Annotated in this window: 7 protein-coding genes; 5 read left to right on the top strand and 2 right to left on the bottom strand. The window is 66.5% G+C overall.

Features of this window, described 5'->3' with window-relative positions:
* Positions 1–143 precede the first annotated feature (143 nt).
* Positions 144–716, bottom strand: a complete 573-nt coding sequence (locus tag VT84_RS06485) for a J domain-containing protein (protein WP_239465714.1) — start codon at positions 714–716, stop codon at positions 144–146.
* Between the two features lie 398 nt (positions 717–1114).
* Between VT84_RS06485 and VT84_RS38175 the strand changes: the two genes are divergently transcribed.
* Positions 1115–1291: a hypothetical protein gene (locus tag VT84_RS38175; RefSeq protein WP_157469247.1), complete on the top strand. Its 177-nt coding sequence runs from the start codon at positions 1115–1117 to the stop codon at positions 1289–1291.
* A gap of 192 nt (positions 1292–1483) precedes the next feature.
* Here VT84_RS38175 and VT84_RS06475 read toward each other — a convergent pair whose 3' ends face one another.
* Positions 1484–1729, bottom strand: a complete 246-nt coding sequence (locus VT84_RS06475; RefSeq protein ID WP_082838938.1) for a dienelactone hydrolase family protein — start codon at positions 1727–1729, stop codon at positions 1484–1486.
* A 643-nt stretch (positions 1730–2372) separates the two neighbouring features.
* Here VT84_RS06475 and VT84_RS06470 point away from each other — a divergent pair.
* From VT84_RS06470 to VT84_RS06455, 4 genes are all read left to right on the top strand, one after another.
* On the top strand, positions 2373–3143 hold the full coding sequence (locus VT84_RS06470) for a glycosyltransferase family 2 protein (RefSeq protein ID WP_082838937.1): 771 nt from the start codon (positions 2373–2375) through the stop codon (positions 3141–3143).
* Positions 3144–3151: 8 nt separating this feature from the next.
* Positions 3152–5068, top strand: coding sequence for an FkbM family methyltransferase (locus tag VT84_RS06465; protein WP_157469245.1), 1917 nt, complete (start codon positions 3152–3154; stop codon positions 5066–5068).
* A gap of 146 nt (positions 5069–5214) precedes the next feature.
* A complete protein-coding gene (locus tag VT84_RS06460; protein WP_162271619.1) occupies positions 5215–7074 on the top strand; it encodes an FG-GAP-like repeat-containing protein in 1860 nt (619 codons plus the stop codon).
* A 23-nt stretch (positions 7075–7097) separates the two neighbouring features.
* A complete protein-coding gene (locus VT84_RS06455; protein ID WP_082838934.1) occupies positions 7098–16811 on the top strand; it encodes an Ig-like domain repeat protein in 9714 nt (3237 codons plus the stop codon).
* The last annotated feature ends 12 nt before the right edge of the window (positions 16812–16823 follow it).

The following is a 16823-nucleotide window of genomic DNA, read 5'->3' as shown; positions in this document are numbered from 1 at the left end:
CTCGTTCCGCACGCCCCGCCCCGAGGTTGGTAAAATGAGACGGTCCCTCTTAGCTCGACTGGTGCCGATTCTGGGCGTTCATGCGATGGGTTCCTGTTGCACTTATCCGCTCTGCCATAGGGCGATCGGACCAGTACCATGCGTCATAACGCTACCCGAAGTTTGTCACGGGCCTCGATCAACTCCTGGATGGCCCCCACCGCCCCGCCAGCGTCGGGGTGCGCGATTTTGACCTTCTGCCGAAAGGCGGCCTCGATCTCAGTCACTGTCGCCCCCTTCGGGACGCCGAGAACGTCGTACGGGGACTTCGGTGAGGGCAGCGCCACGAAACCGGTGAACGCCTGCTCGACCATGCTCCCGCTGCCCCACCGCTCGATCCCGCGCAACGCCTCGATAGTCTTGGCCACCGCCTGCATGTTTTCCCGGATGGTTTCCCACCGGTCGCACGCGAAGCACATGGGCCTGCCTTTGAGAGTGAAATACACGGCCACGCCCTGGTCACGTGGCTCCTTGAAGGTCGCGTAGGGCAATCCGTCTTTACGCAGTGGGATGTTGGTGGAGAGAACGGGCTGCGTACCGCCCAGGAGTTTGACCTCGTGCAGCACCTGGGCGCGGGCCCGGGCAAAAGATACGTCGAACCGGCTCCGCTCGGGACGGATCGTTCGGGGTTTTCCGGCCGGCCATTGAAGGGGATAGGCTTCGATCGATTGGCTCACTTCACCTCTCTTCCCGCCCCTTACAGGAGACGACGCGCTGACGTGCCCGCGACTGCGCGCTGCCTGCCGAAAAGGGCTCGAATGTGGGGGATGAAGATATTGCTGGCATAACGGGGCGAGTGAAGCACGGTCCGGTGGCTCACGCAAGGGATTTGCGCAGCAATACTGATGGGCCGGGCCGCGGTCCTGGATTACGTCCCCTCCCGAAGGGGGCTCGCGGGTACGCAACTCGAGTGGTTCGGCGGGTTCTTCGAGCAGAGGTGGCGGGAGTACAACTTCCGCAAGGGCCGGGTGCTGGCGCGCCCGACCTTGGAGAGTATGTTGGGTGCGTACCCGGAACAGGACGGGGGGCACCGTACGCGATCACCCCGGACCTAGAGAACAGTGCCAACGAGCGCTTGAGGGACACGCAACCGGCCCCGCGCGTTCGGTTCCGTGACGCGCTCTTCGAGCGCGTCAAGACCCTCGCGGAAGTGCTCGAACCGCACGGGTTTCGGGGATGGTTGTTACGGCGCACGACCGGCAGGGTCGGGGCGATCGCGGCGGAGTACGCTCGCCACCTGCTCGACGATTAACTCGAATTCTGATTGCGGAAACGGTGGTCGCGCCCTCGCGGGTCACCGATGATCCGTAACGAACTCCGATTCGAGCGACTTCCGAGACGACTTCTGATGCGACCGCAACCGTCGCGCTTAACTTCGGAGAGCAATTCCCGCGACGAACAGTTCTCTCGATCGCGGCCAGCTAACGTGGTGGCGTTCCGATCGTTAGATGAGGTGGCGGGCAAAAAACGCCAGGGTTCGGGATTTCGACAACGCCCGGGCCGCCGCGTTGGCCGCGGGATCGTTCCCGATGGAGCCGAAGCCGTGGTCGGCGCCGGCGTACGTGTACGAATCGGTGCTCACACCTTGGGCGGTCAGGTCGGCGGTAATTCGGGTCGCGTTGGTCGCCGGAACGATGTGGTCGTCACCACCGTGATGGATGTCGGGCGCTGAAATAATTCCTGAAATCACATTTGCTTCTTAGCCCAGGAACGCGCACTTAAGTGCAGTACACACTCAACAGTGCCGCGATTGCGCGGCACTGTAATTCTGGCCTGACAAAAATCAGAGATCTATCCCGCGGCGTTGGACCTCTGAGCGCATCGCGCGATGAGAACAAGTTCTATTCGATCAAATACTGCCAGTAGCTTAACGACTGACAGCCGCAATCGCGACTCGCCAGTTGCGTCGCAATTTGTTATGGCATAGCACGTTGTGCAATCTCGGGAAGAAAATTATGCTCTGTGGTTGACAATAGCTTATTCGCGCGAGATCATCATTCACGTTCAGTCGGTATCGTAAATCGTGCGCGTGACTCTCCTGACCTTTGATCCACTCGCACATCACGGCCGAACGAATAGCCCTTGCCAAGGACGATGTCTTGAATCTCCTCATTCGCCTGCCCGTCGCGTCGATCGAGTTCGCGGCCCCCCCATTACTTTTGTGCTCGCCCTTGCGATCTGCGGCCGCATCTCGCCCAGCATAAGGCGCGCGGCCGGGACTTCCACATCACAGTATAAGTCGGCTCCCGACACCACGTTGTTGCTCGCGCACTCGTCGCGCTCCGGGACGTGGTGCGGAATGCCTCCGCCTTTTCTGCGAGATCGATAGCTCAATGAATTCCGCCGTATCGAGTGGTTGCTCCCCGTTCGTTTCGGTCGTCGTGCCCGTGTTCAACGGCGCCGGGTTGATCGAGCGCGCACTCGCCTCGCTCCGGCGCCAGACCCTGACTGCGTGGGAGGCCCTGATCGTCGACGATGCTTCGACCGATGGGACCGCAACCGTGGCCGAGCAACTGGCCGCGCACGACCCCCGCGTCCGCGTGATCCGGCGTCCCACCAACGGAGGCGTCTCGGCCGCGCGCAACGTCGCGCTCGCCCGGGCCAGGGGGGATTGGGTGGCGTACCTGGACCAGGACGACGAGTTCTACCCGGATTATCTGGAACAGATCCGCACGCACGCCGCGGGCGAGGCCGACGTGCTCGTGTTCCGGTACGACCTGCTCGAGGAGCGCCTGGGCCACCCACGGTACGGGCACACGTACACGCACGACCCGGCTCAAGTCCACGACCGCCTGTTCCGCGAACACATCGCGGTCCCACTCGGGGTTGCGCACCGGCGCAAGGTGACGGATCACACGGACGGGTTTGACGAGCGGTTGCCCCGGGAGCAAGACTCAGAACTGTGGCGCCGGTTCGCGACTGCTGGGGCCGTGTTCACGTTCCGCCCCGAGAAGAGCGGGCTGTACCACATCCGGGCCGAGGGCGCGTCCCGGGCCGGCCCCCGGATCCGCCGCTGCCGGGCCGACCCGCGCCGACCCGCCTCCCGTGGCGCCAATCGCTACCCGTATCTAACGAACCCGCATCTCCAGCCGCTTCGGTGCTGAAGGGAGCGGTGACCGTTGAAGTGAGCAAGGGGGCCGCGCGGCACGTGCTCCACATGCCCCCGCGCGACGCCTGGGTCGTGGGCCAGATCTTTGAGCAGGGCGAGTATTCGGGGGTGGCCGCGGCGGTTCTGTCCGATCCCCCGGTCGTGGTCGATGTGGGCGCGCACTGCGGGGCGTTCGCGGCGTACGCGCGCCTCGCCTGGCACCCAGGCGCGATCGTGCACGCGTTCGAGCCGTTCCCCGAGCACGTAGAGCTCCTGCGCCGCAACACGGCCCCGTTCCCGGAGGTTACGGTCCACCCGTTCGGTCTCGGCGCAGCGGACGGAACCTCCGATCTGCTTCTCGATCCCGGGTCCGGGGCCGGGCACTCGATCGTGCCCGAACTGGTCCCGAGCCCCGCCGGGCGCGTACCGGTGTCGATCCGGGACGCCGCGGCCGCGTGGGACGAACTCGGACTCGAGAACGTGGACGTGCTTAAGGTCGATGCCGAGGGCGTCGAGGGTGATATCCTGGAGCGCCTCGGGGAACGCTTGGCCCGGGTTAAAGTGGTCCTGGTTGAGTACCACACGGACGCGGCCCGGCGCCGCGTGGACGCGCTGCTCCCCGGGCACGCGCTGCTCGGCGCGCTCGTTCACTCGCCCCGGGTGGGAACCCTCAAGTACCTCCGGAGCGATCTGGCCGTCCCGGTCCCACCCACAAAGGCCGTCCCGACCGGGCCCCCGCGCGTGCTGTTCGCGTCGTACCACTGTTTCGAGGACCGGACCAGTGGCGCGGCCCTATGCACCCACGACCTGTTCGACCTGCTCACCGCGCGCGGGTGGGCGTGCGAGGTGTTCACCGGGCCCCACCTGGACACGGACGGGCTCCCGATTGGTGAAGTCCTGCGGACCCGGATCGGTGCAACCGCGGTCCCGGGTCGTGCAGGAGCCGTATCGTTCACCGAGCACCGGTACACGGCCCCGGGCGGGTACCCGGTTGCCGTGTTCGAACCCGATCCGCCCGCGGCCCGACGCTCACCATCGCCCGACGAGGCCCGGGCGTTCGCGGCCCGGCTCGACCAAGTCGTGAAGCGGTTCCGCCCGGACGTGGTCCTGTTCTACGGGGGCGACCCGGCGAGCCAGGTGGTCCCCACGATCGCCCGGTCGGTCGGGGCCAGGGTCGTGTTCTGGCTCCACAACTACGCGTACCCCACGCGCGACGCGTTCCGCGGCTGCGACGCGGTCGTGGTCCCGTCCGAGGCGAACCGCGCGCACTACCGGACCATCGGGTTGGACCCGGTGGTGCTCCCCGGGCCGTGGAACTGGGACCGCATGGTGTGCGACGTGGTGAACCCGAAGTACGTCACGTTCGTGAACCCGGACCCGGCCAAGGGCGTGTTCTGGTTCGCGCGGATCGCCGAGGTCCTGGACCGGAGCCGGCCCGACATCCCGCTCTTGGTGGTCGAGGGCCGGGGCACGATCGATTGGTTCGCACAGTGCGGCCTCGAGTTGGGCCAGTCGGGTTCTCTGCGGCGCATGCGGAACACCCCGGACCCGCGCCGGTTCCACCGCCTGAGCCGGTTGGTGCTGATGCCGTCGCTGTGGCGCGAGGGGCTCCCCCGGGTCGCGGTCGAGGCGATGGCCAACGGGATCCCGGTCCTCGGCTCGGGCCGGGGCGGGCTCCGCCAAGTGCTCGACGCAGGCGGGTTCCGGCTCGACATCCCGGACCGGTTCACCCCGGACACCCGGATCACCCCTACGCCCGAGGACGTCGGCCCGTGGGTCGAGGCCATCGTGCGGCTCTGGGACGATCCCGTGGCGTACGCGGAGGCTTCGAGTAAGGCGAAACGGGCCGCGCAGCACACCTGGCACCCGGACGTGCTGGGTCCCAAATGGGTCGACTTCCTGGAAAACCTGACGCGCGCCGCGAAGACACGTTCCGCGTGACGGAACGTAACTGAACCGAAACTTTTGAGTTCGCCCCGATGTCCGCGACCGTGGCACCTCCCGCCGACCCGTGCCCCGGTACGCGCCGTGCCGGATACATAATTTCCCCGGACGTAAGTCACTCACCCCCTCGTGAGAGCCTCGCCATGACGTGCCTGAACCGTTGGATCCTGCTGAAACCGTTCGGCCGCCTGGTCCGGCGCCTCAAGCGGCGCTCCGCGCCCGCGCCCCGACCCGTGCAACTCCACGTCACGGGGCTCGAGGACCGGGTCGTACCGGACGGGCGCCCGCTGCCCGTGCCGCTCGTGTTCGTTGGCGGTGCCACCGGGGCCCCGCCGCTAGTGCGCGCGTATCAGGCCGAGACCGGGGAGCTCGCGTTCGAGCGCCAGCCGTTCGACGCCGGGTTCACGGGCGGGGTGCGCGTGGCCGCAGGGGACGTGAACAACGACGGGATGCCCGACCTGATCGCGGCCGCCGGGGCCGGGGGTGGGCCCCACGTCCGGGTGTTCGACGGGCGCACCGGGGACCAGATCGCGGGCCCGCTGGGGAGCTTCTACGCGTACGACCCCGCGTTCACGGGCGGGGTGTACGTGGCGAGCGGGGACGTGGACGGGGACGGGTGGGCCGACGTGATCACCTCGGTCGGGGCCGGGGCCGGGCCCCACGTCAAGGTGTTCAGCGGGCACACGGGCGAGGAGCTCGCGAGTTTCTACGCGTTCGCCCCGGCGTTCGCGGGCGGGGCCACGGTCGCGGCCGCGGACTTCACGGGCGACGGCAAGTCCGAACTCGTGGTCGGAGCTGGTCCCGGGGCTGGGCCCCACGTCCGGGTGTTCGATCTGAGCACCGGGGACGTGATCGGCGGCCCGCTCGGGAGCTTCTACGCGTTCGACCCGTCGGTCACGACCGGAGTCGAGGTGGGTGCCGACTTCCTGGCGGGCGACGTCACGGGGGATGGACGCGCGGACCTGGTTGTGGGGACCGGCGCCGGTACGGGCTCCCGGGTGCGCGTGTTCGACGGGGTTTCGGGGGCCGTGGTGTCGGACTTCAGCCCCTTCGGGGCCGGGATGACCGCCGGGGTCCGGGTCGCGGTCGCGTACGTAAACGACGATCGGTACGCCGATGTGGTCGTGGGGACCGGCGAAGGTGTACCGGGTACGGTCAAGGTGTTCGACGGGGCGACCCTTGAGGAACTTCCGACCCCGATGGGCGCGTACGTCCCGTTCGGGGCCGATTACACGGGCGGGTTGTACGTCGGCGCGAGCAACGATCCGGTCCCCCCGTCGGGCGGCGGGTCGGGCGGGAGCGGGGGCACGGACACGGTGTGGATCACCGGGGACAAGGGCGCGTCCGAGACCGATCCGACCGGGACCGGGAAAGGGTATTTCGTGGTGCACCGGTTCGGGTCGACCGGGGACCTGACGGTGTACTACTCGGTCTCTACGGCCCCGGGCCAAGCCACGCCGGGCGTCGATTACACCGGGCTGAGCTCGCCCGTGGGGTCGGTTACGATCCCCAGCGGCTTGACGTCCGCGTCCCTTTACGTGACCCCAATTAACGACACTCTGGTCGAAACTAACGAACCGGTGACCGTGGCCGTGGCCAGCGGCGGTTACATGGTCAGCGGCGTCCCCGCGACCATTTACATCCAGGACAATGATGGGTCCGGGGGGAGCGGCGGATCCGGAGGGAGCGGCGGGTCCGGGGGGAGCGGCGGGTCCGGGGGAACGCCGGTTGTAACGGTGAGCCCGCCCCTGCAGAGTGTCGCGGAGGGTGCGGGCGCGGGCGGGTTGATCACGGTTAGCCGCACCGGGAGCGTGGCTCAACCGCTGCAAGTGGTTCTCACCCTGGGAAACAGCAGCGACCCACAGGCCACGGAGGGGGCCGATTACACCCTTGCGGCAGGGGGGCCCTTTCGGGCTCGCCGGGCACCAGCCAACGGACCCTCACGATCCCGGCCGGGTCGGCGTCCTGGACGATCGGCGTCAGCGCCCTGGCGGACGATGTAGACGAGGGTACCGAAGGGTTCCGGGTGACCGCGATCGCCGGAACCGGGTACGCCCTCGGCACCGGCACCATGGCCGACGTGCAAATCACCAACGTGCCGCTCACCGTCAGCATCAGCCCGCCGAGCCAGACGATGTCGGAAGGGGGCGGGGGAACGATCACCGTTTCGCGTACCGGTGCCGGGTCGCAGCCGGTGACCGTGAACCTGGGATTCGGGACCAGTAACGGGCGGCCGCTCGCCACGTGGGGCACCGACTTCACACTCGTTGCCGGGAACGGGGCCACGCTGTCGGGCCCGGACGCCAATGGTACCCGCACGTTGCTGATTCCCGCTGGGATCCTGTCCGTCCCCCTGTCCGTCACCGTCAACCGGGACAACCTGGTCGAGAACCCGAACGAGGGGTTCCGCATCAGCGTGCTGACCGGGTCCGGGTACACCCTCGGGAGCGTCGCGGCCGCGGACGTGGAGGTGGTCGACGTGCCCCCGACGATCACGTTCGGCCCCCCATCGCTGGTCCTCTCGGAGGGTGGCTCCGGGGGCACACTCACCGTGTACCGCGAGGGCGGAGATCCGACCCAGCCTCTGACCGTGACACTCGCGTTCGGAACTGACACGTGGGGCGACCCGTTGGCCACGCCCGGGGCCGACTACACGATCACCGCGTCCGGTGGCACCCTGTCGGCCCCGGACGGCAACGGGCGCCGCACGCTCCTGTTCCCCGCCAATACCGCGTCCGTGGCCCTGAGCGTTACCGCGCCCAGGGACAACATGGTCGACAACACCGAGGGGTTCCGTGTCTCCGTTTACAGCGGGGCCGTACCAGGTGCCGGTATACCGGGCTCCGGGAGCGGGGGGAGCGGAGGAAGTGGGGGCCTCGGGAGCGGCGGGAGCGGGGGAACCAGCAGCGGGACCGCCGGGACCGCGGACGTGCGGATCACCGACGCGCCCCCGGCCGTGACCTTTGGCCCGGCAACACAAATCATTTCGGAGGGCGGCTCGGGAGGTTCTTTCACCGTGAACCGCATGGGCGGGGACACGGCCCAACCGCTGACGGTGATGCTCGCGTTCGGCACCGACGCCTGGGGCGACCCGCTGGCCGCGCCCGGGTCGGACTACACGATCACCGCGCCGGGTGGGGTCCTGGGCGCCCCGGACGCGAACGGGCGCCGCACGCTCCTGTTCGGGGCCGGGGTGACGTCCGTGTCCCTGAGCGTCACCGCGCCCAAGGACAACCTGGTCGAGGGGTTCGAGGGGTTCCGCGCCTCCGTCGACAGCGGCGCCGTAACCGGGAGCAGCGGCGGTTCCGCGACTGCCGACGTGCGAATCACCGACGTAATTTCACTCGACCTCAGTGCCGCCCCGAGTCCCACCGTGTTCGGCCAGTCTGTTACGCTGACCGCGACGTTCGGGCCCGTGGCACCGGGCGGCGCGGTACCAACCGGCACCGTGACGTTCCGGGACGGGACCACGGTTCTGGGGACCGGCACGGTCGGCCCGTCCGGGGGAGCGACCGTTAGCGTTTCGGGCCTGGCGATCGGAACCCACGCCGTTACCGCCACGTACAACGGCGACGCCACGTTCGCCGCGACCACCTCGGCCGCGGTTAACCACCGCGTTGATCGGGCGGCAACGACCACCTCGGTTGCGGACGTCACCACCGTGTACGGGCAGGCGGTTACCCTCACGGCTACGGTCGCCGCCCTCAGTCCCGGGGCCGGCACCCCGACCGGACAGGTCGTTTTCACGATCGCCGGCCAGGTCCAACCGGCGGTCACGCTCGACGGCAACGGGCGGGCGACGCTGACCGCGACGTCCATGACCGTTCAGGGCGGGGGCACGATCCCGTTCTACGTCGGAACCCTTCAGGTCACGGCCCGGTACGCCGGGGACACGAACTTCGTCACCAGCACGTCTCCCGCGGCCGCGCTCACCGTTCGGGAGGCCGAGACGACGACGGCGGTCGCCGCCGACCTCCCGCTCGTCGCCTTTGGGCAGGCGGTGACCTTCACCGCCACGGTGGCCCCGGTGGCCCCGGGCGCCGGGGTGCCCACCGGGCAGCTACACTTCACGATCGACGGTGTGGCCCAACCGGCCGTCACGTTGGACGGCCAGGGCCGGGCACGTGTCACCCGGTCCGACCTGGCGGTCGGCACGCACCGCGTGTTCGCCACGTACTCCGGGAGCCCGGAGTACGGGTTCAGCGTGACGCAGGCGCCGTTCGATATTGAGGTCGTCAAGGAGTCGACGGCGACCGTGGTGGCCGCGTCGGACCCACGCCTCGCCGGGCAGGAGGTGACGTTGACGGCCACGGTGACGCGGGTCCACCCCGGCACCGGCGTGCCGGGGGGAACGGTCTCCTTCTCCTCTTCGGGCACGTACCTCGGGGACGGAACGCTCGATGCCGACGGCGTCGCGACGCTTCGGACCACAGCACTGGCCGCGGGAGCACGTACGGTCTACGCGATTTACACAGGCAACTCGAATTACGCGCATAGCACCTCCCAGGTTTTGGACCTGACCGTTCGGTCGGCCGCGTCCGTCAGCGTCTCGGCGTCGGCCGACCCGTCCGTGTTCGGACAAGCGGTGACGTTCACCGCCACCGTTACCGCGGGCGCCGGCCCGGGCACCCCCACCGGCACCGTGACGTTCAAGGACGGCGAGACCACGCTCGGTACGGGCACCCTCGACGCCCAGGGGCGGGCCACACTCACCACCAGCTCGCTGAGCGTCGGGTACCACAATGTTCAAGTGTCGTACGGCGGGGACTCCACCTTCGGCCCGTCCGAGGGCGCGCGCGACCTGTCGGTCAACCCCGCGGAGACGAGGACCCAATTGAGCTGGACGTGGGGCGCCGGCGGGTCGGTCACCCTGACCGCCACCGTTACAGCCGTGACCCCGGGCTCCGGCACCCCGACGGGGAACATTAAATTCTCTGACGGGGTTACGGATCTGGGCTCCGTGCCCCTCGACTCCCAGGGCCGGGCCACCACGACCGTGACCCTGGCTGAAGGGCCACACAACATTGTCGCGAGCTTTGACGGGGTGACGAACTTTAACCCGAGCGCGTCCTCGAACGCCCCGCCCACGGCCCCGGGCGCGTCGGTGCAAACGAACGCCGGCGCCGCCAAAACGGTCACCATCGCGATCGCCGATGCGGACAACGACGCGGTCGACGTCGTCGTCAAGCAGCCGGCCAACGGGACGGCGGCGTACAACGGGCAGGGCGCGTTCACGTACACGCCCCCGAACGCTACCTGGTTGGGTACGGCCACGTTCACCTACCTGGTGCGGGACGGGCGGGGCGGCATGTCCGTCGGCACGGTAACGGTCAAGGTGACCGACCCGAACTCGCTCGCCCCCGATTTCGGCACCTCCACGCACCCGAAAAAGGCGGTGGCTTACGCCCCACAACTCCCGGCCGGCACCACGCTCACCGGCAACACCCAGGGCGCGCACGGGACCGTAACGTTCGCCAACGGCACCCTCACGTACACCCCCACGGCCCTCGACTGGACCGGTCTTGACACGTTCACGTACACCGTGACGAACGGCACCCGGACGGACGCCGGTAAGGTGACCGTCGAGGTCACCCCGTGGCCGGAGCTCGTAGTCACCCCGAGCGCCGATCCGGCCCCGTTCAGGGCCGGACAACCCGTGACCTTCACCGCCACCGCTTCCGGGGGGACCGAGCAGGGGTACACGTACAAGTGGGATTTCGGAGACGGGTCGGCCGTGGCCACCGGGGCAAACCAGACCCACACGTACGCGACCGCCGGGGTGTACACGGCGTGGGTGACGGTGACCGACAGCGTGGGGAACAGTGAAGCCGAAGCGGTCGAGGTCGCCGTTACCGACACCGTCACGGTTACCTCGTCTTCGTCCGTGGCCGAGGGCGGGGACCCGGGGGCGTTCACGTTCGCCCGCACCGGGACCAAGGGCGACCTGACCGTCACCTACACGGTCCTCGTCGCGTCCACGGCGACCGCGGGCGACGACTACGAGGAGCTCTCGGGCTCGGTCGTCATTCCCGACGGGGCCACCAGCGTCGACGTGCGGCTCACCGCCCGGCGCGACAACCTGGTCGAGGGCTCGGAGCGGGTCGAGGTCAAGGTGGAGAACGGGACCGGTTACGAGGCCGGGGCCCCGGGCACCGCGTTCATCACCATCGCCGACGATCCCCCCACGATCACGGTCACCAAAACGACCGACGCCCGCGAGCAGGATCTGTCGGCCGGTCGGTTCACGTTCACCCGGACCGGCGGGGATCTCGATTCCGCGCTCGTCGTCAACTACACCGTTGGCGGGACCGCCGAGCAGGCCAACGACTTCGTCGCGCTCCTCGGGTCGGTCACGTTCAGGCCGGGCGAGACGACCGCCACGGTCGACGTTACACCCAAACGGGACAACGTTGTCGAGGCGGGCGGCGAGACCGTGACCGTGACCGTGCGCGAGGCGAGCACGGGGACCAAAACGTACCTGACCGGCGCGCCCGGGACCGCGTCCCTGACGATCGCCGACGACCCGGCGATCGTGTCGGCCACGGGCGGGGCCGCGAAGGAGCTCGGGCAGGAGGCCGCGACGTTCGAGGTCACGCGCACCCGGGGCAACCCGGACGAGGCACTGACCGTCGCGGTCGCGCTCGGCGGGAGCGCGACCCTGAACACCGATTACACGCTCGCCCTGTCCGACGATCCGAACGGGCCCTGGACCGACCTCGCCGGCGCGCCCGCCTCGATCACCATTGCGGCCGGTAAGGGAACCGTCTACTTGCGCGTCACCCCGAAACTCGACAACGCGGTCGAGAACGGGGGCGAGACCGTGACGCTCACGATCACCCCGGACGCGAACAAGTACCAGGTCGGGGCCGGCCCGGCGGCCACGGTCACGATCGCCGACGACCCCCCGGTCGTGACCGTCGATGCCGAGTTCCACCGGGACGCCTACGAAGAGAACCCGGAGCAGTCGTACGGCTTCATCATCTTGAAACGGACCGGTGGCGACACGTCGGTCCCGATCGACGTGTCGATCGGGCTGTCGGGCCAGGCCGAGTCCGGGGTGGATTACAACGCGCTCCCCGCGACCGTTGCGCTCAAGGACGCGGCCGAAATCAAGATCGTGCCCAAGCGGGACAACCGCAAGGAGGGCCCCGAGACGGTGACGCTGACCGTCACGCCCAACGAAACCAAGTACAAGGTAGGCGCCCCGAACGAAACCTCGATCAGCATCGAAGACGATCCGCCCGTCGTGAAGATCGAACGCGTCAAGGACGCGGCCGAGCCCTCGGCGGCCGGTGAGTTCGTCATCACCCGGAGCCACGGGAACTTGGAGGAGGCACTGACCGTCTACCTCCACACCGACACGTCCCCTCAAAAGTCCGCCACCCCGGGCACCGATTACGATGCCCTCCCGGCGTCGATCGAGTTCGCGGGGACGACCGAGCTCACCGACGAACAGCAGCTGACGGTCAAGGTCACCCCGAAGGACGACACGGAGGAAGAGGGGAGCGAGACCGTCACGCTGGCTTTTTCGGAGGGAGACTACACCGTCGGGGGCAGTTCCTCGGCGGTCGTAACGATCGAGGACGACGACGGATCGGGCATTCAGTTTACCGACCCGGGACTCGGTGACGGGTACAACGCGGCAGAGGTCAGTGAGGGGGCCGAGTTCACCCTCGTGGGGACCTATCGCCCGGCGGCGGGGACCCCGAGCGGGACGCAGTTCCTGATGACGATCAACTGGGGCGACGGGACCCAACCGACGACGCACACGTACACGCTCGGCTCCGCGGGGGCCATGATCGGGTTCTCGTACGCGCACCGGTTCGCTGACGACGGGTGGGTCGACGACGGGTTCGGGGGCCGCGCCCCCGGTAACGGTACCGCTAGTGACCCGACCCGGGTGCAGGTCAGTTTCACCCGCGTCGGGGACACGAGCGTAACCGCCCGTCGCGCGTTTACCACGACCGTCAAGAACGTGCGCCCGTCGGCGGTCACCGGTCAGGTGACCGTCAACCCGGACGGGCGGGGCGAGAACGACCCGCGCGGGGTCCTGGTCCAACTCACCCTGAACGTGACCGACCCGGGCTCGGGCGATTTCCACAAAGCGACGATCACCTGGGGCGACGGCAAAACGACGCAGGTCGATTTTAGCCAGCCGGTTCGGGTGTACCACACGTACGAGGTCGGGGTGGCACCGGGGGCCACGCCCGGCAACAGGGTCTACAACATTACGTTCAACGTGGCCGACGACGACCAGCCGACGCTGACCGTCAGCGGGGCCGCGAGTGTCACGGTCCGCGAACAGGCCCCGGTCCTGGTCATCGATCACATCTCGCCGTCGAACCCGAAAGAGGGGGACGAGGTGACGGTCGTCGGGTCCCTCATGAACCCGGGTCAGACCACCTGGGGCCAGGTCCGGGTCACCTGGGGGGTAACCGGTGCCGAATCGAACGTGGCGCTGGTGCCCTGGGCTCAGTTCAACGATGCGTTCGGCCGCCCCGAATCGCAGTCCTACAGTACGGCCCTCCGGTTCGAGGCCAAGTACACGTACCGGAACAACAAGGACTACGACGGCGAAACGCCCCCGCGGCCGTTCCCGTACGCCCTCCGGGCGACCGTCAAACCGTCGGGCGGCGGGACCGAGGTGTCGGTCCTGGGCCAACCGGTTGTCGAGAACGTGGTCCCGTCGAAGTTGCGCCTGCAACTGGCCGCGCCGCTCACGACCGCCCCGGCCCCGGGCCAGCCGGTGACGATCACTCTGAAGGGGTCATTCGTCGACCCCGGGCTGGACGACGAACACACGGTCTCCGTCGACTGGGGCGACGGCTCACCGGTGACCACTTTCACCCTCACGCGCGGATCCCGGGCGTTCGACCCGTCCGAAATCGGCACCAAGTTGAGCCACACGTTCACGGCCCTGCCCCAGGGCGGGATCAAGGTCACCGTCAGCGACGACGGACCCGTGGGCAGGAACTCGGTCACCTCCACGCTCGCCACCAAGGTCCTGTCCCCGGGGCAGGTGCTCAGCGGGTACTACCAGGAGTCACAAAAGGTCAAGGAACAGAGCACGAGCGAATCGTGGGTCGAGATCATCGTCCAGTACGCGAACCGCCTGTACGACCTCACTGTCGGCGCGGCCACACAGTTCATCGACTCGGTCGGCGACTTCGTGAGCAAGTTGTCGCAACTGGAACGCACGCTGTCCTCGCTGTTCGGTGAGACCGTGCCCAAAGTCCTGGACGGGCTGCTCGCGGATCCGACCGGGTTCGGCAACCGGTTGGTGGAGGCCGGGAAGCGCGGGTTCGCGGCCTTCTTCCAAGAAGAGCACCTGCTCCAGACGATGCAGAACGTGGTGCTCAACTGGGTGAAGAACAAGATCCCGGCGGACGTCCTCATCGAAGCCAAGGACCTGCCGGACATCACGAAGGCCCCGGAGGTCGCCGGGTTCGTGCTCAAGGTGCTGGGGCTGACGTGGGACGACTTCGTGGCCCGGGCCGCGGCCAAGATCGGCCCAGACAACATCCAGTTGCTGTCCACGGCGTACGACTTCATCAGCGCGCAGTTGCAAAAGGACGACCAGTTGGGGTTCCTCACCGGGCTCCCGGAGATGCTGGCCAACGGGCTGCGGGAGTTAGAGGACAACACCAGTGTGCAGGCGCTGCTCGGTGACGTGCTGACCGCCGACAACATGAAGAACTTGGCGCTGGACGCGATCAAGAACCAGGCCCTCAAAATCGTGGCCACCAAAGCGATACAGTGGGCCGGCAGCATCATCAACCCGGCCGGGGGTGGGCTCACGGCCTTGTACAACGTGGCCACCTGGCTGGTGACCAACATCAATCAGGTGAACGATCTGGCCCTCGCGGTCAAGGAACTGGGGGACAACGTCGACCAACTGAAGGTGAACTCCGACGCGGCGATCAACGCCGTGGCGAACAAGATTACGGCGCTCCTGGAAACGAAACTGGCCCCTTTGGCCTTGGACCTGGGGATGAGCGTGCTGGGGCTGAGTACCCTGCCCCGGGACGTGTTCAAGGCTGTTGCATCACTGCGACAAAGGATCGGCGATAAAGTCGATCTGGTGATGGATAAAGTCGTTTCTGCAGTTACGCGAAAGTTCGATAAGGTGTTGGCGAGGCCCGGTCTCGGGCGGCCAGATCAATTTGCCGGTCTCATCGGCAATGTGGTAACCTTTGAAATCGGAGGTTTGACCTACCGCATGTGGGCAGTAGCCGGTACTAACGGCGGAGCCCCAAAATTTATGTTTGGTAGCCTTAACGCACCGCTAGACAAGTACGTTGCCGATTGGACGTTGGAGGCGCGGACTACGCCAGCGCTTCGTACCTTGCTCAACAACGAGGCGAAGGCTCAACAGGCCGCAACACCTAAGCTAAAGCTGGCAGATACCGAGTATCAGAAGCTCAAGACCGAGATGAAGGCTCAGGCGCCCGCGGCTGATCCAAAGGCACTGGCTGCGCAACAGGCGAAGATCAAGAAGCAGCTTGTCGTGTTTGGTAAGGCAACCGCAGATCTGAAAGCGATTGAAGGTGGAACAAAGCCTGGCGATGCAATTGGTGAACTGGCACAAACCGTTTTGGCGTGTCTCAACGGGGCATGTTTCGTCGCTGGGACGCCACTCCTGACACCGAATGGTGCTAAGTCGATTGAGGAAATAACGGTTGGGGAATTAGTTCTTTCGCGCTCGGAACTCGACCCATCCGGGCCGGTCGTGGGGAAGGTAGTGGAGGCGGTACTCGTGCGGCCCGCGCGGGTGCTTAACTTGCACATTGGTGGGCAAGTTATTGGCACTACTGCTGAGCACCCGTTCTTCACCAGCGATCGGGGCTGGACCCCCGCAGGAGAATTGCAAGCCGGAGACCGAATTGCCACCCTGTCCGGCGAATGGATAGGGATCGAAGAGACATTCGATACAGGCCTCGACGCTACCGTCTACAACTTGCGGGTAGCAGATTTTCACACATACTTCGTAGGTGGTGATCATTGGGGATTTGCCGCGTGGGCCCACAATACCTACGAATTCTTGAGCGGGCGCAAGGTTGCGACAGATGTTGCGGCGAAAATGGGAACCACTATCTATTCCATGGCCGCAAAAAATAAAATTGTCGAATTAATTCTCGCAGAAGGAGCTAAGGGGGCAGAATATGGCGTTGTAGGCGACTACAATGCGATCACTGATGCGATTGCTGGGAACCTCATAGGGTCATACGGGTTTGAAAACCAGGTGCCAACTGTAGAGCGGGTCATAAGGAGCTATTTTGGACAGGCGAATATAGCTCAATCGCGGGCTACATTGGAGAATGCGATTCCGCCAGGAGGCTGGAAAGAGTACATCAAAAACAAATTAAATGATAAAGACGCTATCGGGCGAGATCTGGCAACGTACAACACATATATATCCGGTCTAGGCCTGTCGACTAATACGCACGGGCATCATATCATAAATAAACTGGCTGCAGCCAAGGGTACAGGTAAGGCTGAGGGTCGCGATGCACGCGATATCCTTCTCTATTTCGGGATTAACCCGTATTGGGGACAAGAGAATCTGGCATACGCGCCCAATCACGGGCACCCTAAAGATGCAATCGTCTATATGGACAGCGAGCTTAATAAGGCATTCATAGACAACCTGGGGAATTTTGCCGCTGGTAAAGCTGCGACTGTTACTCTTTTGCAGCAATTTGCGGCGGCCTTCATTCTGAAACAGCTTCCTGGTCAATGAGAGGTGCTCACA

Origin of the sequence: Gemmata sp. SH-PL17, from assembly GCF_001610855.1 — a bacterium.
GTDB lineage: Bacteria > Planctomycetota > Planctomycetia > Gemmatales > Gemmataceae > Gemmata > Gemmata massiliana.
Note: the sequence above shows the minus strand (reverse complement) of the source record. Positions and strands in the feature narration are given on the sequence as shown.